Raw genomic sequence first — 19,963 nt, forward strand, 5'->3', positions numbered from 1 at the left:
TGAGAGAGGCCTTCCATGTCGAATCTTGAGCGTTTCCAGAACCTGGTCGATGGCCAGTACCGCACCAGCAGCACCGGGCGTTGGCTGGCCACGGCCAACCCCTTTACTGGCGCCGAGTGGGCCGAGGTGCCGCAGTGCGGCGCTGACGATGCCACACTGGCCATCGAAGCTGCGCACCGTGCCTTCAGCAGCGGCCCCTGGTCGAAGCTGTCGGCCACCGCGCGGGGCAAGCTGCTGCGTCGCCTGGGCGACCTGATCGCCCGCGACGCGGAAAAGCTTGCGGCCATCGAGGTGCGCGACAACGGCAAGCTGTACGCCGAGATGCTGGGACAAATGCGCTACCTGCCAGAGTGGTTCTATTACTTCGGCGGCCTGGCGGACAAGATCGAGGGCGGCGTGCTGCCCAGCGACAAGCCTGAGATCTTCTCCTACACCAAGCGCGAGCCCCTGGGTGTGGTGGTGGCCATCACCCCCTGGAATTCGCCGCTCATGCTGCTGACATGGAAGCTGGCGCCGGCCCTGGCCGCCGGCAACACCGTTGTGATCAAACCGTCCGAATTCACCTCGTGCTCCACCCTGGCGCTGATGGCGCTGTTCAAGGAGGCGGGTTTCCCGGACGGCGTGGTCAACACCGTTACCGGCTTCGGCCACGAAGTGGGCCCGACCCTGGTCGGTCACCCGCTGGTATCCAAGGTCGCGTTTACCGGCGGCGACGCCACCGGCGCGGCGGTTTACACCCAGGCAGCCAAAAACATCAAACATGTGACCCTGGAGCTGGGCGGCAAATCGCCGAACATCGTCTTCGCCGACGCCCATATCGAAAACGCGGTGAAAGGTGCCATCTCTGGCATCTTTGCCGCCTCGGGGCAGACCTGTATTGCGGGTTCGCGACTACTGGTGCAACGCAGCGTTTATCAGGAGGTCAGCGAGAAAGTGGTGGCCCTGGCCCGCACCGCTCAGCTTGGTGACCCCATGCTGACTACCACCCAGGTTGGACCCATCACCACCCAGCCCCAGCGCGACAAGGTGCTGCAGTACATCGATATCGCCCGTGAAGGCGGTGCCGAATGCCTGCTGGGCGGCAAGCGCCCCGAAGCAGCAGAGCTGGCCAATGGTTGGTTCGTCGAACCGACCATCTTCGCTGACGTGAACAACCAGATGCGCATCGCCCGCGAAGAGGTCTTCGGCCCCGTGCTGTCGATCATCCCCTTCGACGACGAGGACGAGGCCATCAGCATCGCCAACGACACCCCCTACGGCCTTGCCGCTGGGGTCTGGACCTCGGATATCCGCCGCGCTTTCAAGGTCACTGACCAGGTGCGCGCCGGTACCGTCTGGGTCAACACCTACCGCGCAGTGAGTTTCATGGCCCCGTTCGGTGGTTACAAGCAGAGCGGCATTGGCCGGGAGAACGGCCAGGTCGCGATCGAAGACTACCTGCAGACCAAGAGCGTCTGGGTGAACCTCGCCGAAGAGGTTCTCAACCCGTTCGTCCTGCGCTGAGGAGAGAACAACAATGAGCACCCGTAACAGCGAAGAACTGAACGCCATCCGCGAGGGCGTGCGCGCCCTCTGCGCCGAATTTCCCGCCGAGTACTGGCGCAAGATCGATGAAGAGAAGGGTTTCCCCGAGGCCTTCGTCACTGCCATGACCCAGGCCGGCTGGCTCTCGGCGATGATCCCGGAAGAGTACGGCGGCTCGGGCCTTGGCCTGGCCGAGGCCTCGGTGATCCTCGAAGAGGTGAACCACTGCGGTGGCAACTCCGGGACCATCCACGGGCAGATGTACAACATGTTCACCCTGCTGCGGAACGGCAGCGAGGAGCAGAAACGCTACTACCTGCCGAAGCTCGCCAGCGGTGAACTGCGCCTGCAGTCCATGGGCGTCACCGAACCCACCACCGGCACCGACACCACCAAGATCAAGACCACGGCGGTGCGCCAGGGCGACAAGTACGTGATCAATGGCCAGAAGGTGTGGATCTCCCGTATCCAGCACTCCGACCTGATGATCCTGCTGGCGCGCACCACGCCCCTGGCCGAGGTGAAGAAGAAGTCCGAAGGCATGTCGATCTTCCTCGTCGACCTGCGTGAGGCCATCGGCCGCGGCCTGACCGTGCAGCCCATCGCCAACATGGTCAACCACGAGACCAACGAGCTGTTCTTCGACAACCTGGAAATCCCGGCCAGCAGCCTGATCGGCGAAGAGGGCAAGGGCTTCCGCTACATCCTCGACGGCCTGAATGCCGAGCGTACCCTGATCGCTGCCGAGTGCATCGGCGACGGCCGCTGGTTCACCGAGAAGTCCGCCCAGTACGCCCGCGACCGCGTGGTGTTCGGCCGGCCCATCGGCCAGAACCAGGGTGTGCAGTTCCCCATCGCCGAAGCCCATATCGAGATCGAGGCCGCCGATCTGATGCGCTGGCGGGCTTGCGAGGAATACGACGCCGGCCTGAACGCTGGGGCGGCGGCCAACATGGCCAAGTACCTGGCGGCCAAGGCCAGCTGGGAAGCGGCCAATGCCTGCCTGCAGACCCACGGTGGCTTCGGCTTCGCCAACGAGTACGACGTGGAGCGCAAGTTCCGTGAAACCCGCCTGTATCAGGTGGCGCCCATCTCCACCAACCTGATCCTGTCCTACGTGGCCGAGCACCTGCTCGAACTGCCGCGTTCGTTCTGACAGGACTGCTCCCTGGATAGGGGGCTTTTGCAGCAACCTACCCGCCGCGCCTCGGCTTGAGGCGCGCGGTTTCCCTGTTCGACTCGGGAGCCAATTCATGAGCCAGCCAGCAGCAATGCGCCCCCTCGATGGCATCACTGTGGTCAGTTTGGAACACGCCATCGCCGCCCCTTTCTGTACCCGCCAACTCGCCGATCTCGGCGCCCGTGTAATCAAGGTCGAGCGCCCAGGCGTGGGTGATTTCGCCCGGGGTTATGACGAGCGTGTCAGCGGTCTGGCATCCCACTTCGTCTGGACCAACCGCTCCAAGGAAAGCCTGACCCTGGACCTGAAGCAGGGGCCAGCGTTGGAAGTTCTGGAGCGCCTGCTGGGCAAGGCCGATGTGCTCGTACAAAACCTCGCCCCCGGTGCAGCGGCACGCATGGGGCTGTCGTTCGAAGCGCTGCATGAACGCTTTCCGCGCCTGGTGGTATGCGACATCTCCGGCTACGGCGAAGGCGGCCCGTTCGAGAAAAAGAAGGCCTACGACCTGCTAATCCAGAGCGAAGGCGGTTTCCTTTCCGTAACCGGCGGTCCGGGTGAAGACGAGATGGCCAAGGCTGGCTGCTCCATTGCCGATATCGCAGCTGGCATGTATGCCTACACTGGCGTGCTTTCAGCGCTGATGTTGCGCGAGCGCACCGGCAAGGGCAGTCGGGTAGACGTCTCCATGCTGGAAAGCCTGGTGGAGTGGATGAACTACCCGATGTACTACGCCTACAACGGCGCACCGCCACCGCCTCGTGCCGGTGCCGCCCATGCCACCATCTATCCCTACGGACCCTTCCCGGTGGGCGACGGCAGCAGCGTGATGCTCGGCCTGCAGAACGAGCGCGAATGGCAGGCCTTCTGCGAGAAGGTGCTGCAGCAGCCCTGGCTGAGCACGGATGAACGCTTCTCCGCAAACTTCAAACGGGTGGCGAACCGTACCGCGCTTCGCTTGATTATCGTGCAGGCATTCTCCCAATTGGATTTCAACGCGGTGATCCAGCGCCTGGACGACGCACAGATTGCCAACGCGCGGGTCAATGACATGCAGGGTGTCTGGGAGCATCCGCAATTGAAGGCAAGGGACCGTTGGCGACACGTCGCCAGCCCCGCCGGGCAGATTCCAAGTCTGTTGCCACCGGCCAGCAGCAGTGCCTTCGAGCCGCGCATGGACCCGGTACCCGGCCTGGGCGAACACACATCAGCGCTACTTGCCGAACTTGAGGTTCCGGCCGAGCGAATTGAAGAGATGCGGCAGGCCGGAATGATCTGAACCTGATCGCCCTTTTTCGCAAACTCACAACCTATTCGAGAGCCCCATGAAGTTACTGGTAGCTATCAAACGAGTGGTCGACTTCAACGTCAAAGTCCGCGTCAAGGCGGACCACTCCGGCGTCGACCTCGCCAACGTGAAGATGTCGATGAACCCCTTCTGCGAAATCGCCGTGGAAGAAGCCGTCCGTCTGAAAGAAAAAGGCGTAGCGAGTGAAATCGTCGTCGTCACCATCGGCCCGAACACCGCTCAAGAGCAGCTGCGTACTGCCCTGGCCCTGGGCGCCGATCGCGCCATCCTGGTCGAATCCAACGACGAACTGAATTCCCTGGCCGTAGCCAAGCTGCTGAAGGCCGTTGTCGACAAGGAGCAGCCTAAGCTGGTCATCCTCGGCAAGCAGGCCATCGACAGCGACAACAACCAGACCGGCCAGATGCTGGGCGCCCTCACGGGCTTCGCCCAGGGCACCTTCGCCTCCAAGGTCGAAGTCGCTGGTGACAAGGCCAACGTCACCCGTGAGATCGATGGTGGTCTGCAGACCGTCGCGCTGAACCTGCCGGCGATCGTCACCACCGACCTGCGCCTGAACGAGCCGCGCTACGCGTCGCTGCCGAACATCATGAAAGCCAAGAAGAAGCCGCTGGACGTGGTGACCCCGGACGCCCTGGGCGTTTCCACCGCCTCCACCGTGAAGACCCTGAAAGTTGAAGCACCGGCCGCCCGCCAGGCTGGTATCAAGGTCAAGTCCGTGGCTGAACTGGTCGACAAACTGAAGAACGAGGCGAAGGTAATCTGATGGCTATCCTGGTTGTTGCTGAACACACTAACGCCGCCCTGGCAGCCGCCACCCTCAACACCGTCACCGCCGCGCAGAAGATCGGTGGCGACATCCACGTGCTGGTCGCAGGCCAGGGCGTCGGCGCTGCCGCCGAAGCCGCTGCCAAGATCGCCGGCGTGGCCAAGGTGCTGGTCGCCGACAATGCCGCCTACGCGCATCAGCTGCCGGAAAACGTCGCGCCGCTGATCGCCGAGCTGGGCAAGGGCTACAGCCACGTGCTCGCCCCTGCCACCACCAACGGCAAGAACTTCCTGCCGCGCGTGGCCGCCCTGCTGGACGTCGACCAGATCTCCGAGATCATTGCCGTCGAGAGCGCCGACACCTTCAAGCGTCCGATCTACGCCGGTAACGCCATCGCCACCGTGCAGTCCTCCGCTGCCGTGAAGGTGATCACCGTGCGGTCCACCGGTTTCGACGCCGCTGCCGCCGAAGGCGGTGCCGCTGCCGTTGAAGCCGTGACCACCGTTTCCGACGCCGGCAAGTCCGCCTTCGTCGGTGAAGAACTGGCCAAGTCCGACCGTCCGGAACTGACCGCTGCCAAGATCGTCATTTCCGGCGGCCGTGGCATGCAGAACGGCGACAACTTCAAGCACCTGTACGCCCTGGCCGACAAGCTGGGCGCGGCGGTCGGCGCTTCCCGTGCCGCGGTCGACGCCGGCTTCGTGCCGAACGACATGCAGGTCGGCCAGACCGGCAAGATCGTCGCGCCGCAGCTGTACATCGCCGTCGGCATCTCCGGTGCCATCCAGCACCTGGCGGGCATGAAGGACTCCAAGGTGATCGTCGCGATCAACAAGGACGAAGAAGCGCCGATCTTCCAGATCGCCGACTACGGCCTGGTGGCTGACCTGTTCGAAGCTGTACCGGAGCTGGCAAGCGCCATCTGAGTCACTTATCGGGGATATCACGAACATGAGCGAAGTCGATCTGTCCGCCTGGATTGGCCGTACCCAAGAAGCACATGACCAACTTACAGACAACTTGGTCAAGCGCATCGCGGCCACCCTCGGTGAGCGCACCCCCACCCATGGCGAGGCACTGCCACCGTTGTGGCACTGGGCCTTCTTCCAGGACCCGGTGTTCGAGTCCGGTCTCGGCAGCGATGGCCACCCGGCGCGAGGCGGCTTCCTACCGCCCGCAGATAATCGCAACCGGATGTGGGCAGGGAGCCGCCTGGAATTCATTGAGCCGCTGAAGGTGGGCAGCGAGGTGACACGTGTTTCCACCATCCTTGATGTACAGGAGAAGCATGGCCGAACAGGTTCCCTGCTATTCGTCACTGTGCGCCACGAGTATGTCCAAGAAGGGAAGCTGACTCTGCTAGAAGAGCAGGACATTGTCTACCGTGAGCCTTCCCCTCCAAGACTTTCGGGTAGTGATCCGCTGCCCGCGGGAGAGTGGAGTGAAGGGATCGTCCCCACACCAACGCTTCTATTCCGCTATTCGGCGGTCACCTTCAACGGCCATCGCATTCACTACGACTGGCCATATGTGACGGAGCAGGAAGGCTACCCTGGGCTCGTTGTCCATGGCCCCCTCATTGCAACCCTCAATCTCCGAGCGTTCACACGCGCCCATCCCAATGTCCGGGTTCGTCGCTTCTCGTTCAGGGGAGTACGGCCCTTGATATGCCCGGAGCGGCTCGACATAGGCGGCCAGACCATTTCCGAGGGTAAGGCCAAGGTGTGGGTAGGAAATGACGCCGGCGTCGCACAGTTGGGCGAAGTCGAGTTCGATTGATCCTGAGGCTTGCTTGAAAGGACAACTTTTATGAACAAAGCGATAGTAAGAACTGCGCTGTTTGTTCCGGCTAGTCGCCCGGAACGTATTCCGAAGGCGATTGCCGCTGGGGCAGACAGGGTAATCGTCGACCTCGAAGACGCTGTGCAAGAAAGCTTGAAAGTGGAAGCCCGAGCCAACCTGGGGCAGTTCCTAGAGGAGAACCCCGCCTGCGAAATTCTTGTACGCATCAATGCCCCTGAGCATGCTGGCCACGATCTCGACCTGGACCTGTGCGCACGCTATCCAGGAGTAGTCGGTATTGTTCTACCGAAAGCAGAGAGCGCCGCTCAGGTTCTGCATGTCGGGCGCACCGGCAAACCTGTTTGGCCGATCATCGAAAGTGCCCAAGGACTCTTTGCCTTACCAGAGATAGCCAAGGCGAATGGTGTTGAGCGACTCTCTTTTGGGAGTCTGGATCTAGCACTGGACCTGAACCTGGCCACTGGCAGCAACGCGGCGGAAGAAGTGCTGAGTCATGCCCGCTATGCGGTGCTCCTGCACACACGCGTAGCAAGGCTCGCACCTGCACTGGATGGCGTTTTCCCAGACATCCAGGACAGTGAAGGTCTTGCACGTGTCACTCGCTATGCACGGGATATGGGGTTCGGTGGAGCTCTCTGCATTCACCCTAGCCAGGTGAAGAGCATCCATGAAGTACTGATGCCAGGCGAAGAAGAACTGGTATGGGCTCGCAAAGTCATCGCGGCCTCCGTAACCGGCGGTGGGGTCTTTGTCGTAGATGGGCAGATGATCGATGCGCCGGTGATTGGCCGTGCCCGGGCGCTCCTTCAGCGAGCTGGCGAAAGCGCATAGCTCAACAAGCCAGCTTACCGCGTGACTCGAGGGAGTCTCCGAGCAAACCGCGGAGACTCCCTTTTTTCTTGCGATCTACTAGCACCCGATACGCAGGTCCGAACAGGAAGCGCGTACGCCCAGGTCATGCGACCTGGACGATTGAAAATCCGCGAGTTCTCGTTGCGAGGTCCACGTGGTTGCTATCAGCTCCGGCGCGGAGTGAATTGCTCAGCTGCCTCTGGCTTACCCTGGTCAGCGCGTGGATTCCATTGAACGCCAGACCTGGCGACTACGCCGGGCTTAAGCCGTTGAGTTTCGTCGTAGTCTTCCCATGGGTGGAAGTACAAGGGCTCCAACTGATCCAGGCCCTGTAGGTGCTTGGAGTATTCCTGCAGGTATGCCTCACGTTCCTGCTCGGTCACTCTGGCCGGCATCCAGGCGGCGTAGGGCGGAAGTACAGTGAAGCCGGTGTAACCCAAGAGGCCATTGTGGATAGGCCAAAGTACGTGGTGCAGATCACCGTCGATGCCGTTCGGCTCGTACAGGGTCCCGGCGGTACCCGTAGTGATACACAGCATGGCCTTCTTGCCCTTGAAGTGGCCCGTGCCGTACTTCTTACCGGTCGAATATGCAAAGCCACGAGCAAAAACCCGATCAACCCAGCCTTTCATAATTGCCGGCATCGAGAACCACCACACCGGGAAGTGGAAGAGGATCAGGTCCGCTTTGCTGATTTTGTCTTGCTCCGCACGAACCTCCTCCGCAAATGAACTCGTAGCAAAGGCGTGCTCCTGTTCCCGAGAAAGGTCCAGATAATTGGCATCGGCACGTTTGCCAGCGAAGTCAGCGGCGCCAAGCGCTGCATGCCACCCCATCTCATACAGATCGCTCACCACGACGCTGTGTCCAGACCTCTCAAGGGTCTCGACTGCAACATTCTTGAGCGCAGCATTGAAGGAGTGCCGCTCTGGATGAGCGAAAACGATCAGTACATTCATGTTCAGGGCACCAGATCCAATTCAGTAATTTGGACATCACATCGAACCAGAAAGCAGCTCGCTAGTCTTGGACTTAAAAAGCACAAAGACTGCGGTGTTTTGCACAGCCCTGTCAGCCTGACTGACTATGCTGGCCCCCTTGATCTGGCAAGATTCACATCGCCTCCCCCACCAACAACATCGCGAGTCATGCGACGTCCGGCCCCTGCCCGCCAATATGCAGGAAACCGCGCCAGCCAGACTGCTTGTATGCAAGCCAAACTTGAGTCCAGAAAGGCACCATGCGGCAATCAATAAGAACCAACGGCTTCGATGAGGCACCCCATGGAAGCCCGGCTCCGCTGCCTGGTAGCCCTATGAAAGCCCCTAAAATGATAGTTCCTGCCCACAAAAGCTCCCTGAATCGCGTCGAGCTACTCCAGATGATCAGCTCACTTGAGCCGCCGGCCAACGAACAGATTTTCCGAAAACGGGCAGATCCGAGCACCTATACACCTGTATTGAAGGCCATTTCCGGGCAACCTCGAGGGGAAAGCCTGACCTTTCGCGCTAAGCTCACTGACCGATGCCTACGGCTCCTCTGCCGACTAGGACAGATCCCCCCACTCCACTGAGCGATCAAAAGCGCCTTCCACCAGGAAGGCGTTTCTGTTTCTGAACCTCCGACGCTCAGCTATGCAAAAAGCCGCCCCATCACAACCGCGTCAATTCAAGTCAACGAGGCACTTCATCTGCAACATAGAGGTGGTCATGGCGCTGATTGGCGACTGGCGCATGAAGGGCTCTCAAGACTCCCTCGAGCCCCATGTTCCGCATGATTCCAACCCTCAGGAGAAAACATGAAGCATCAAGACAAGGTTGTACTGGTCACAGGGGCTGCCCAAGGGCTTGGCCTGGCATGCGCTGAGCGCTTTCTCGCAGATGGCGCCAAAGTCCTGCTGGTAGACGTGCAGGAGGACAAAGTCCGCGCGCAGGCGGAACGTCTCGGCGACAAGGCTGCCTGGTGCGCGGCCGACCTGAGCAAGATCGACAGCGCGCTGGCCAAGGACATCGTCGATCAGGCGCTGAAGCATTTCGGCTCGCTGGACGTGGTGGTCAACAACGCAGGTGTGATTTTCACCGCCGACTTTGTCGACTTCCCGGAGGATCAATTTGATCGCGTGCAGCGCATCAACCTGAAGGCTCCTTTCCTCATTGGGCAAGCCGCCGCTCGCGTGATGATCGAAAAGGGCATCAAGGGCTCCATCGTCAACATGTCCTCAATCAATGCCGAACTGGCGAACCCCACCGCCGTGGCATACGCGGTCTCCAAAGGCGGCATCAAACAGCTCACAGCCGTCATGGCAGTCAGCCTCATTCAGCACGGTATCCGTGTGAACGCCGTGGGCCCCGGCACCATTGCGACCGATATGGTCCTCAACTCGGTAATGGCCAACGCTGCCCAGCGTAACACCGTGCTCTCGCGCACCCCGATCGGCCGCTGCGGAGAGGCTTCCGAAGTCGCCAGCGTCGCCTCGTTCCTCGCCAGCGACGACGCGTCCTACATCGTTGGCCAGACGATCTACCCGGATGGTGGCCGACTGATCCTCAACTACACCGTGCCGGTGAACGAGTGACCGTGATGGCTGGCCAGATATCTCTCGAGTCGGCCCCGCGCCTGAGCAATGCCGGCTCCCGAGGGTTGTTGCTCGATGTGGCTGTGGGCGCTTTCAGCGCCCAACTGCAGCAAAGGATTCTTGCGCTTGCTGCGCGAATGCTTTGCCATCCCTCTGTGGAACAGACCGTGCCTGGCATGAACAACCTGCTGCTGGTTTACAGGCCTCAGCAGATTGCCGAGCAAGCGTTGGCAGATGCCATGCTCCAGGCGTGGCAAGAGGTTGGGCAAACACAGCCGACTGGACGACTGGTGGAAATTCCCGTGGTGTACGGAGGTTCTTGCGGCGAGGACTTGCCCGCAATTGCCGAGCAGGCCGGCCTATCGGTCCAGACGTTCGTCGAGCTGCACAGTGCCGCCGAGTACCAGGTCGCCTGTCTTGGCGCCATGCCCGGGTTCCCCTATCTCAGCGGTCTCGATTCCCGCCTGGCGACGCCGCGCCGAGCGGTGCCACGCATGCGCCTGGAACAAGGGACGGTGATCATCGGTGGCCCTCAGGCAGCAGTGATGCCCTTCGCGGGTCCCTCCGGCTGGCATGCAATCGGCCAAACCAGCTGCCTGCTGTTTGACCCGGTCAATGAGCAACCGGCGCTCCTGCAGCCAGGTGACCGAGTTCGCTTCACTATCGCGGAGCTGTTGCCATGATCGAAATCCTCACGAACGGGGCCCTCAACTCCGTACAGGATCTCGGCCGAACGGGATACCTCAACATCGGCGTCAGCAACGGCGGGGCAATGGATATTCCAGCCCTGACAATCGGCAATCTGTTGTTGGGGAACCCGCCGGACTTTGCAGGTCTGGAAGTCGTTCTGTTTCCCTTCCGGATCAAGATTCTCGCTGACTGCCGCCTTGCCCTGACGGGGGCGGATTGCAGCGCGGACCTAGACGAGCGAATAGTCGCCCCAGGTTGGGTGGTCAATGCCAAGGCAGGGCAGACCCTTACGCTACGGCCTCCTCGACGAGGCGCCCGTTGCTACATCACCTTCGCCGGCGGTATCGATGTGGAACCCGTAATGGGTTCCCGCTCGACAGATCTCAAAACCGGATTCGGCGGATTCAAAGGGCGCGCACTGCAGCGCGGAGACGTCATCCCAGTGGGCGGTACGGCTATCTCGCATCGCGCCGAATTTGGCTCGGCCATGGCTGTTTCCTATGCAGAAAGAGGTGGCCTAGTAAATGTCCGGGTATTGCCGGGGGCAGAATTCGACGCCTTTGATGAGCAGTCACGCAGCTCGTTCTTTTCCCAGGAATGGACCATCACTCAGGACAGCAACCGGACCGGCATGCGCCTGAAAGGAGAGCCTCTTTCGCTGTCGATGCCCCTTGAAATGCTGTCCCACGGCATCCTGCCCGGCACGATTCAAGTGCCGCCGGCTGGGCAGCCGATGATCCAGCTGGCTGACGCGAATACCTCAGGGGGATATCCCAAGATCGCCCACGTGATTGATGCCGACTTTGCGCTATTGGCCCAGGCCCCCATCGGATCGCGTGTTCGATTCAACGCCGTCACTCAGCAGCAAGCCCTCACTGCCCAGGAAGAACTGGACCGCCAACTGAAGCAAATTCAGAACGCCGTCCAGCTGAAGTACCGATACGCGTGAAACCGCGGGAGTGCAAAACAATGAGCAATCAGAATCTGAGCGTTGACCTCAACTCCGACATGGGAGAAGGATTCGGCGCTTATCGAATGGGTGACGACGAAGCGATCCTCGACATCGTCAGCACCGCAAACGTGGCTTGCGGTTTTCATGCCGGCGACCCGGAGATCATGGCCAGCACTTTTGCCCTGGCCAAGCAGAAGGGCGTCGCAGTCGGTGCACATCCAGCCTTTCCCGACCTTTGGGGATTCGGTCGTCGACGCATCCCCTTCTCTGTAGGCGAGATCGAACGTCTGGTCGCCTATCAGATTGGTGCGGCTCAAGCCCTGTCCGCCTATGCCGGTCACCCAATCACCCATGTCAAAGCACATGGCGCCCTCGGAAACCTGACCCAGACGGACGCCGACGTGGCCGGGGCGGTTTGCCGGGCAATTAAAGCGGTAGACCCTTCTCTCGCTTGCCTTGTTATCGCCCTCGGCCATCAGGCACGCATCGCAGCCGAAATGGGGCTGGAGGTTCGTTCCGAAATCTTTGCTGATCGAGCCTACGACGATAACGGCCACCTGGTACATCGGAGCCTCCCCGGCGCCGTGATTCATGACGCCCAAGAGGCCTCCGATCGCGTTGTGAGAATGGTCAAGAACCAAGCGATCGAAACCATCACTGGGCGCACGCTTGCCTGCCCAATCGATTCCATTTGCGTACACAGCGATACGCCTGCTGCCGTGGCCATTGCGCGTGAAGTCCGCAATGCCCTTGAGCGGAACGGGATCACTGTGGCCAGCAAGCCCCATCCCTTACACAACGGATAAGAAGATGAAGCTCGATTTCATTGAGAGTCTCGTCGATCTCGCGGAGCGCGCACGCCTGAGTGAGCTCGAGTACCGCGAGGGCGACAGCCGCGTCAGCCTACGTTTCGCCGGCACGTCGAACGGACTTACTGCTGATGAAGGCTCCCGAGCAGAGTCTCTCCATCCGGCAGCGCAAGCGCAGGCCGGCGCGTCAATCGCTGACGCCAACTCCGTTCACACTGTCACGTCACCGCTGGTAGGGATCTTCTATCGGGCTCCCTCGCCTGACAAACCGCCCTTTGTAGCCGTGGGTGATCGGGTCGAGGCAGGTCAAACCCTGGCCATCTTGGAGGCGATGAAGATGCTGAATCCGATCGAGGCCGATCGGGCAGGACGAATCGTAGAAGTCCTTTCCGAGGATGGTACCTCTGTCGATTTCGGCGTTCCGCTGTTCAAGATTGAGGAGGAGAAGTGATTATGTCTGCTCCTGCATTTGACAGTGTTCTGATCGCAAATCGCGGTGAGATTGCCCTTCGTGTTTTGCGCGCTGCGCGCGATCTTGGACTTCGGACTATCGCGATTCACTCGGACGCAGACGCCAATCTGCGCCATGTTGCCTTGGCTGATCAGCGCCTCTGCATCGGGCCCGCAAGCGCCTCGCAGAGTTACTTGAATATCGAGCGGATTCTCCAGGCAGCTGAACTCACCGGGGCGGGGGCAATCCACCCCGGCTACGGTTTCCTTGCTGAAAATGCGGGTTTTGCTGCAGCCGTCGAGTCATCCGGCCGGGTTTTCATTGGCCCGAGAGCAGAATCCATCCGGCTCATGGGCGACAAGGTATCTGCCAAGCAAGCCATGATCGAGGCAGGTGTCCCCTGTGTTCCTGGATCGCCCGGGGCACTGCCGGCCGACGTACAGGCAGTTCATGGGTTGGCAGAAGAGTGCGGCTACCCACTAATTGTGAAGGCCGCTGGTGGTGGTGGTGGGCGAGGTATGCGCATAGTGCGCAATGCCGCGGAGCTTAATGAAGCAGTGGCCCTGACGCGGGAAGAGGCCGGCCGAGCGTTCGGTAACCCCGAGGTCTATCTAGAGCGATTCCTCGAGCACCCGCGGCACATCGAAATTCAGGTGCTGGCAGATGCCCATGGCAACGCCGTTTGGCTAGGAGAGCGCGACTGCTCCATGCAGCGACGGCATCAGAAGATCATCGAAGAGTCACCTGCCCCTGGAATCAGCCGAGATGATATTGCGAAGATCGGTGAGCGATGCGTACAGGCATGCAAATCCATCGGTTATCGCGGCGCAGGAACGTTTGAGTTCCTCTACGAGGATGGAGCGTTCTTTTTCATCGAAATGAATACCCGGGTTCAGGTCGAGCATCCTGTCACCGAGCTGGTTACGGGCGTCGACATTGTTCGCGAGCAACTGCTGGTGGCATTGGGTGAACGTCTGTCGTTGCGCCAGGAGGATATCCAGGTCCGCGGCCATGCGATCGAATGCCGAATTAACGCAGAAGATCCGTTCAGTTTCATCCCTTCCCCTGGGATGGTGAACCACTGGGTGGCCCCGGGTGGTCCTGGCGTACGGATCGATAGCCATCTTTACAGCGGCTACAAAGTCCCCGCCCATTACGACTCTCTGATAGCCAAATTCCTGACCTACGGCGAAAGCCGGGAGCAGGCGATCGTGCGAATGCGCGGTGTGCTGGAAGACGCAGAGCTTCAGGGGATCAAGAGCAACATTCCCCTGCATCAGCGCTTGATGCGCGAACCAGGATTCGTCGCAGGAGGCTTCGATATCCATCACTTGGAACGCTACCTGGCCCAACGGGAGGATTGATATGACTCCGAAAATGATCGAAGAGATTGCCAGCCTGCTCAACAGACGCGGTCTCGAAGCAATCGAATTCGAACAGGGCAACGCAGCCCTTCGCATGGTTCGCGGTGCGAAAGGACCGTCCAACGTTATCCATGCGCCCGCTCCCGAAGCGGCTGAGGCAGTTGCCAAGGCGATGATCTGCCATTCACCGGGAATGGGGTTCCTGCGCCTTATACACCCGCAGCGCGAAGCTCCCAACGTCGCCGTGGGGGATCACGTGGGCGACGGCGAGACTCTGGCCTACCTGCAGTGCGGAGCGCTCCTTCGGGAAGTCACCGCCAACTGTTCGGGAACGGTCAAGCAACTACTGGCCGTGGAAGGCGAACTCGTCGGCTTCGGGCAACCACTGTTCGAGTTCGAATGAGACAAGGCGATGAGTCAGGCAATTCATTCGTCGCAAAGGGTGTTCGGACCGAGCCAGACGATTCTCGCCGCTGCCTATCGGTTGCTCGTTGACCAAGGTTTCGGGGCGATGTCCATGCGTGGTTTGGGCGCGCTTGCAGGCATGCAAGCTGGGAGCCTCTACCACCATTTCTCGGGCAAGCAAGATGTGCTTGAGGAGGTCCTTCATCATCTGCTTCAGCAACGTCTGGATTCCTGGCTCGTCCACAAGCCCGCAACTGCTCACGTGCTGTTGGGTCTCGAGGCATTCGTTTCCTTTCACGTGGAGTACGTGCTCGAACGACCGGAGGAGCAATCGCTCTTACGGTCAGAACGACGATACCTGCAGGACGATGCGAAGCAGAGACTGGATCGGCTGGAATGTCGCTACCGCCAAGAGTTGCGGGACCTTATCGCCGTTGGGACACGGAAAGGATTGTTCCGCGCTGCGGACGTTGAGATGACCACCAACGCTCTGTTTGCGCTGCTGGAAGGTGTAGATGCGATCGTCGGAACGCGTTCGAGCAAAGCACAAAGTGAGATGAGGGATTGGATGATCGCTCTCTCAAGGCGACTACTGCAGGTGGAAGTGGATGACTAGTCCGAGACGCGAAACCCTCATGCATCCAGGGGTAGTTGGTTCGTTCGAAGTACTGATTGACCATCCCTCCGAACCTGTAGCCCAAGCGCTGATCATTCACCCCCACCCCCGCCTTGGAGGAAGCGCACGCCATAAGGTACCCCATGCAATCGCGCGCGCTTTGGCGGCCTCGCATATCACCTGCTGGCGGCCGAATCTTCTCCACGCGGGAGCGCTGGAAGGTCGGCATGACGGAAATGGGTGTGAACTCGATGAGCTCTGCCAGTTGCTGAAAACCATGCACCGACAGCACGAGAACTTACCCATCGTCGTGGTCGGTTTCTCCTTCGGCGCACATCTGGCTGCACACCTTTCCTGCCGACAGTCGCAATCTGTGGCAATTGCCGACTTCCTGCTTTGTGGATTACCCGCTGGCAATGTCATGGATCAGCGCCACTACGAGACCCCCCCCGTGCCAGGAGCCTATGTCGTTCATGGCGAAGCGGATGAAAGTGTCCCTCTCCGCCAGGTTCTGGAATGGGCCGCACCACAAGGGAATGCGGTTACCGTCGTCCCCCATGCGGATCACTTCTTCAACGGCACCTTGCCGACGCTGACCCGCTTGCTGGTCGAGCGTGCACTACAGAAGGTTGGGGCCTTCCCCATGTCCCCAGCGATCTCCGGGTCGTAGACCTATTCCTAGGTCGATTGAATTTTTACTCGAGGAATTTTGAGATGGTTGAGTTCCAGTCGCGGCCTCTTCAGGAGGTTCAGAGCCTGTTTGATGACATCCAAGAGCATTACCTGGCTCAGTGCGCCGAGAAGCTGAATATCAACATGGCCAGGGGGGTTCTCAGCAGCGAGCAACTCGATCTCTCCAATGGACTATTCGAACAGACCAATTTTATCGCCCAGGATGGCACAGATTGCCGCAACTACATGGGGCAGCAAGGCTTGCCTGAGGCCAGAAAACTTTTCTCCAACGTCCTCGGGGTTCCGCCGGAGCAAGTTGTGGTGGACGGCAACTCCAGCCTCGCCTTGATGCATGACTGCCTTTCTTACGCCTGGCGTAGCGGTACCTGCGATTCGGCACTGCCCTGGGGCAAACTGGACGACATTGCCTTCCTCTGCCCGGTGCCCGGCTACGATCGCCACTTCTCCCTCTGCGAATCGTTTGGAATTCGCTTGATCCCGGTGGATTTGCGTGACGACGGTCCTGATATCGAACAAGTCCTGGAGTTGGTGAAAGACCCGGCTGTGAAGGGCATGTGGTGTATTCCCAAATACAGCAATCCCACTGGCACCATCTACAGCGACTCGGTCATCGAGGCTCTTGCCCGAATGGAGACCGCTGCACTTGACTTCCGGCTGTTCTGGGATGACGCCTACACATTGCATCACCTGACCGAGGAACGTGTCGCCATCGCCAACATTACCGAACTGTGCGAGCGACATGGCCACCCGAATCGGGCGTTTGTCTTCGCGTCCACGTCAAAGATGACATTCGCAGGATCCGGCCTGGCATTGTTTGGGAGCTCTCCGAAAAACATCGCCTGGTGGCTGCGCCATGTCTCTTTTCGAAGTGTCGGCCCCGACAAGATCAATCAGCTTCGCCACGTTTCCTTCTTGAAGGATTTCGCAGGCCTCGAGGACTTGATGGAAGGGCATCGCCGCATCTTGGCACCACGCTTTGATGCAGTGAAATCCGTATTCCAGGAAAGACTCTCCTCCTGGAAGGTTGCGACCTGGTCTTCGCCCCTTGGCGGCTACTTCATCAGCCTCAATTGCATGCCTGGCACAGCCAAGCGAGTTGTTGAGCTGGCAAAGAAAGCTGGTGTGCAAGTGACAGCGGCAGGCGCAGCATATCCTTACGGTCGAGACCCCCACGACAGCCATCTGCGAATCGCTCCTTCGTCGCCAACACTGGAGGAGCTCAAGCAGGCAGCCAATCTTGTATCGACCTGTGTGCTGGTCGCCGCGTGCGAACATCGCCTGGGGCTCATCACGGCGGCTTAGCAAGGGACTCCATCCCCGCAGCCGGGCGTACCGCTCGGCTGCATTTGGAAAGTCGGCTCACAGAGATGATTCAGCGATGGACATAGTTCGACTCAAAACTCTGATACACGTGGCGGAACTGGGCAGCCTGAGTAAAGCTGCCAATCGACTGCATATCGCCCAGCCGGCACTCAGCAGGCAAATTCGCCATCTGGAAGAGGAGCTCGGCGTCGAGTTGTTCGAACGCCATGGTCGCGGGATGGTAGTTACCGAGCTTGGCCTGCAGATCGTCGAGCACGCCTCCCGGATACTGGAGGAGATTGAGTCCATACGAGCCACGGCTGCCGGAGGCTGTTCGTCGTTCTGGGGCAGCGTCACCATCGGAGCCACGCCAACCGTTGCGGAGATCGTCACGGTGCCGCTTGTGCGCAAGATTCGCGAGCTGCACCCCAACCTGGCAGTTCGATTTTCTTCCGCATTCAGCGGATACCTATTGGACTGGCTACAGAGTGGAGAGCTCGATCTGGCATTTTCCTACGATCCCCAGCCACGCCACACGCTTCGCATCCAGCCAGTCATGATGGAGAACCTGGTACTGGTAGGACCTCCCGGCGCAGAACTAAGCCTCGACAAACCGGTTACCTTTGCGAGCCTGCAGGACCACCAGGTGGTAATTCCGAGCACTCGTCACAGCCTCCGCGCGATCGTGGAAGAATGTGCCAAGCAAGCAGGCATCAAGCTCATCTGCAACGTCGAGGCTGACTCCTTTGCGGCGATGATCGATTTGGTGAGAGAAGGATTCGGATTGACCATCCTTCCACAGGCCTCCATCTATGCCCAAGTTCAAGCAGGCACCCTGTCAGCGGCCCCTTTGATCGACCCGCAGCCATCGAGAAAGCTTGTCCTGGTCTATCCCGCCGATCGCAAAGTCAGCCCCGCTGCAAAGTATGTTGGGGAAGCTTTCATCGAACTCACAGAGGACCTGGTGGCTCGTAACATTTGGGCAGGCCATATGTTGTAGAAGGGCACCTCGCGCTATACCAGGAGGAGGACCCGCCCCGCCTTGCTGATAGTTCCCTGCGAGAAGCGCTGCCGCCAATGCGGTCCTTGGTGCTGAATCACCTCATTGAGGGGCGCGTTGCCAACAGCAGGCCAGCAAAGATCAGCGCTCCACCCAACCAATGGTAGTTCTGCAGAACTTCGCCCAACTGCAGATAGCCAAGCAAGGCTGTGAACACCGGCAACAGGTAGTTGGTGAGCACGGCCTTGGCCACGCCCAGCACGCGGACACCTTGATTCCACAGCAGGTATCCCAAAAGCGAAGTGCAAAGGCCTGTGTAGCCGATGGCAGCAAGGTTCTCGCCAGAGATTTCGAAACTCTGCCCGTTAGCCAGCTCCTGCAGGTAGAACGGCAGCAGCAGAGGCACGCCACAGAGTATCAGTGACCCCAGTAGCACTAGTGGCGGAAACTGGAAGTAGTTGCTCCAGCGGCGTAACAGCACGGTGTAGAGGGCCCAGCCAACCACGGCAAGCAGCATGATCAAGTCGCCGCGGTTGAAGGACAGCGCGGCCAGCTGAGTAATTTTTCCCTGGGCGATCAGCACAATCAGGCCGACAGTGGCCACCGCTAGCCCAAGCCAGGCGCGTCTTGGCGGCCATTCGTGGAGCAGCACGCCGGCACCGATGAAGGTGGCCATCGGTAGACAGGTGTTGAGCAAGGTTATGTTGATCGCCACAGTGGTACGCGCGGCGAAGTAAAGCAGCACGCTGTAGGTGCAGATCCCCAACGCAGCCACCAGCACCAGTCGCCAGCCAGCGCGGCGCAACTGGGCGCGGGACTCCCACATCGGCCGGGCAACGAAAGGCAGTAGGAGGGCCAACGCCAAGTTCCAACGCCAGAAGGCCAAGTTAAAAGGTGGAATGGCTTCGTGGAACGCACGGGCGATGAGGGCATTACCGGCCCACAAGAGGCTCGCTACAACCAGGCCGAGCCAAGCCAAAACGACGGTCCGGCCTTGTTGTTGGTGCATGGCTCAGATCCGTCCGAGGGGACGCAGGCGATTCTGAGGAGCCAGTTGTTCCGTGCTGCTTACCGTGACGCCGAGGTCTTTCCAGATGCCGTCCTTGATGCCGTAGATGCAGCCATGGACGGACAGCTCCTGGCTACGGTGCCACGCGTTCTGGACGATGGTAGTGTGACTAACGTTCATCACCTGCTGAATGACGTTGAGTTCGCAGAGGCGGTCCACCCGGTCTTCTTCACTGGCGAAGGTAGAGAGGTGATCTCGATGTTCGTAGTAGATGTCACGGATGGTGCGGAGCCAGCCATCGATCAGACCAAACTGCGCACCATGCATGGACGCCCGTACACCGCCGCAACCATAGTGGCCGGTGACCAGGATGTGCTTCACCTTGAGAACGTCCACGGCGTACTGGATGACCGACAGGCAGTTGAGGTCGGTGTGCAACACCACGTTGGCCACATTGCGATGGACGAAGAGGTCGCCGGGCAGCATGCCAACGATTTCGTTGGCCGGCACCCGGGCGTCGGAGCAGCCGATCCAGAGGTATTCCGGTACCTGCTGCTTGGCGAGCTTGGCGAAGAAGTCCGGTTCGCGTTGCTTGATGCTTTCGGCCCAGCGTGCATTGTTGTCGATCAACTGCTGCAGGTCACTCATATGTCTTTTCCCACA

At 60.0% G+C, this 19,963-nt stretch carries 21 protein-coding genes; 18 read left to right on the plus strand and 3 right to left on the minus strand.

Annotated elements, in window-relative coordinates; all coding sequences use genetic code 11:
• The first annotated feature begins 15 nt into the window (after positions 1-15).
• The 7 genes from ACFW0H_RS14770 to ACFW0H_RS14800 all read left to right on the plus strand — a co-directional run bounded on the left by ACFW0H_RS14770 (position 16) and on the right by ACFW0H_RS14800 (position 7,413).
• Complete coding sequence (locus ACFW0H_RS14770) at positions 16-1,503, plus strand: aldehyde dehydrogenase (RefSeq protein WP_422914628.1); 1,488 nt, start codon at positions 16-18, stop codon at positions 1,501-1,503.
• 13 nt (positions 1,504-1,516) lie between these two features.
• On the plus strand, positions 1,517-2,680 hold the full coding sequence (locus tag ACFW0H_RS14775) for an acyl-CoA dehydrogenase family protein (RefSeq protein WP_422914629.1): 1,164 nt from the start codon (positions 1,517-1,519) through the stop codon (positions 2,678-2,680).
• Between the two features lie 97 nt (positions 2,681-2,777).
• Entirely contained in the window at positions 2,778-3,980 is a 1,203-nt protein-coding gene (locus ACFW0H_RS14780; RefSeq protein WP_422914630.1) for a CaiB/BaiF CoA transferase family protein, read from the plus strand.
• Between the two features lie 46 nt (positions 3,981-4,026).
• Positions 4,027-4,776, plus strand: a complete 750-nt coding sequence (locus tag ACFW0H_RS14785; RefSeq protein WP_422914631.1) for an electron transfer flavoprotein subunit beta/FixA family protein — start codon at positions 4,027-4,029, stop codon at positions 4,774-4,776.
• On the plus strand, positions 4,776-5,705 hold the full coding sequence (locus ACFW0H_RS14790) for an electron transfer flavoprotein subunit alpha/FixB family protein (RefSeq protein ID WP_422914632.1): 930 nt from the start codon (positions 4,776-4,778) through the stop codon (positions 5,703-5,705). Before ACFW0H_RS14785 ends, ACFW0H_RS14790 begins: the two co-directional genes overlap by 1 nt.
• Positions 5,706-5,730: 25 nt before the next feature.
• Positions 5,731-6,558 (plus strand): HTD2 family dehydratase, encoded by an 828-nt coding sequence (locus ACFW0H_RS14795; RefSeq protein WP_422914633.1) that lies wholly within the window; start codon positions 5,731-5,733, stop codon positions 6,556-6,558.
• A 30-nt stretch (positions 6,559-6,588) separates the two neighbouring features.
• On the plus strand, positions 6,589-7,413 hold the full coding sequence (locus ACFW0H_RS14800; RefSeq protein WP_422914634.1) for an HpcH/HpaI aldolase/citrate lyase family protein: 825 nt from the start codon (positions 6,589-6,591) through the stop codon (positions 7,411-7,413).
• A gap of 185 nt (positions 7,414-7,598) precedes the next feature.
• On the opposite strand, the gene ACFW0H_RS14805 is transcribed toward ACFW0H_RS14800, so the two are convergent.
• Positions 7,599-8,393, minus strand: coding sequence for an NAD(P)H-dependent oxidoreductase (locus tag ACFW0H_RS14805; protein WP_422914635.1), 795 nt, complete (start codon positions 8,391-8,393; stop codon positions 7,599-7,601).
• Positions 8,394-9,232: 839 nt separating this feature from the next.
• On the opposite strand from ACFW0H_RS14805, the gene ACFW0H_RS14810 reads away from it, so the two are divergent.
• The 11 genes from ACFW0H_RS14810 to ACFW0H_RS14860 all read left to right on the plus strand — a co-directional run bounded on the left by ACFW0H_RS14810 (position 9,233) and on the right by ACFW0H_RS14860 (position 18,291).
• Entirely contained in the window at positions 9,233-10,009 is a 777-nt protein-coding gene (locus ACFW0H_RS14810; RefSeq protein ID WP_422914636.1) for an SDR family NAD(P)-dependent oxidoreductase, read from the plus strand.
• A gap of 5 nt (positions 10,010-10,014) precedes the next feature.
• Positions 10,015-10,692 carry a 5-oxoprolinase subunit PxpB gene (gene pxpB / locus ACFW0H_RS14815; protein WP_422914637.1) on the plus strand — a complete coding sequence of 226 codons (678 nt, stop codon included), beginning with the start codon at positions 10,015-10,017 and terminating at the stop codon, positions 10,690-10,692.
• Positions 10,689-11,648 carry a 5-oxoprolinase subunit C family protein gene (locus ACFW0H_RS14820; protein ID WP_422914638.1) on the plus strand — a complete coding sequence of 320 codons (960 nt, stop codon included), beginning with the start codon at positions 10,689-10,691 and terminating at the stop codon, positions 11,646-11,648. Before pxpB ends, ACFW0H_RS14820 begins: the two co-directional genes overlap by 4 nt.
• Before the next feature lie 20 nt (positions 11,649-11,668).
• Positions 11,669-12,457 carry a LamB/YcsF family protein gene (locus ACFW0H_RS14825; RefSeq protein WP_422914639.1) on the plus strand — a complete coding sequence of 263 codons (789 nt, stop codon included), beginning with the start codon at positions 11,669-11,671 and terminating at the stop codon, positions 12,455-12,457.
• Positions 12,458-12,461: 4 nt separating this feature from the next.
• Positions 12,462-12,911, plus strand: coding sequence for an acetyl-CoA carboxylase biotin carboxyl carrier protein (gene accB, locus ACFW0H_RS14830; protein ID WP_422914640.1), 450 nt, complete (start codon positions 12,462-12,464; stop codon positions 12,909-12,911).
• Between the two features lie 2 nt (positions 12,912-12,913).
• On the plus strand, positions 12,914-14,275 hold the full coding sequence (accC, locus tag ACFW0H_RS14835) for an acetyl-CoA carboxylase biotin carboxylase subunit (protein ID WP_422914641.1): 1,362 nt from the start codon (positions 12,914-12,916) through the stop codon (positions 14,273-14,275).
• Position 14,276: 1 nt separating this feature from the next.
• Entirely contained in the window at positions 14,277-14,678 is a 402-nt protein-coding gene (locus ACFW0H_RS14840; RefSeq protein WP_422914642.1) for an acetyl-CoA carboxylase biotin carboxyl carrier protein, read from the plus strand.
• 9 nt (positions 14,679-14,687) lie between these two features.
• Positions 14,688-15,296, plus strand: a complete 609-nt coding sequence (locus tag ACFW0H_RS14845; protein ID WP_422914643.1) for a TetR/AcrR family transcriptional regulator — start codon at positions 14,688-14,690, stop codon at positions 15,294-15,296.
• Positions 15,297-15,561: 265 nt separating this feature from the next.
• A complete protein-coding gene (locus ACFW0H_RS14850; RefSeq protein WP_422914644.1) occupies positions 15,562-15,966 on the plus strand; it encodes an alpha/beta hydrolase in 405 nt (134 codons plus the stop codon).
• A 44-nt stretch (positions 15,967-16,010) separates the two neighbouring features.
• On the plus strand, positions 16,011-17,291 hold the full coding sequence (locus ACFW0H_RS14855) for an aminotransferase class I/II-fold pyridoxal phosphate-dependent enzyme (RefSeq protein WP_422914645.1): 1,281 nt from the start codon (positions 16,011-16,013) through the stop codon (positions 17,289-17,291).
• Positions 17,292-17,367: 76 nt separating this feature from the next.
• Positions 17,368-18,291, plus strand: coding sequence for a LysR family transcriptional regulator (locus ACFW0H_RS14860; protein ID WP_422914646.1), 924 nt, complete (start codon positions 17,368-17,370; stop codon positions 18,289-18,291).
• Between the two features lie 97 nt (positions 18,292-18,388).
• Here ACFW0H_RS14860 and ACFW0H_RS14865 read toward each other — a convergent pair whose 3' ends face one another.
• Both ACFW0H_RS14865 and can read right to left on the minus strand, forming a co-directional pair.
• Positions 18,389-19,300 carry a DMT family transporter gene (locus ACFW0H_RS14865; protein ID WP_422914647.1) on the minus strand — a complete coding sequence of 304 codons (912 nt, stop codon included), beginning with the start codon at positions 19,298-19,300 and terminating at the stop codon, positions 18,389-18,391.
• A gap of 3 nt (positions 19,301-19,303) precedes the next feature.
• The gene (gene can, locus ACFW0H_RS14870; RefSeq protein ID WP_422914648.1) at positions 19,304-19,948 is read right to left on the minus strand and encodes a carbonate dehydratase; all 645 of its coding nucleotides are present in this window, start codon (positions 19,946-19,948) and stop codon (positions 19,304-19,306) included.
• Between the last annotated feature and the right edge of the window lie 15 nt (positions 19,949-19,963).

Source organism: Metapseudomonas cellulosilytica (assembly GCF_049334135.1).
Classification (GTDB): domain Bacteria; phylum Pseudomonadota; class Gammaproteobacteria; order Pseudomonadales; family Pseudomonadaceae; genus Metapseudomonas.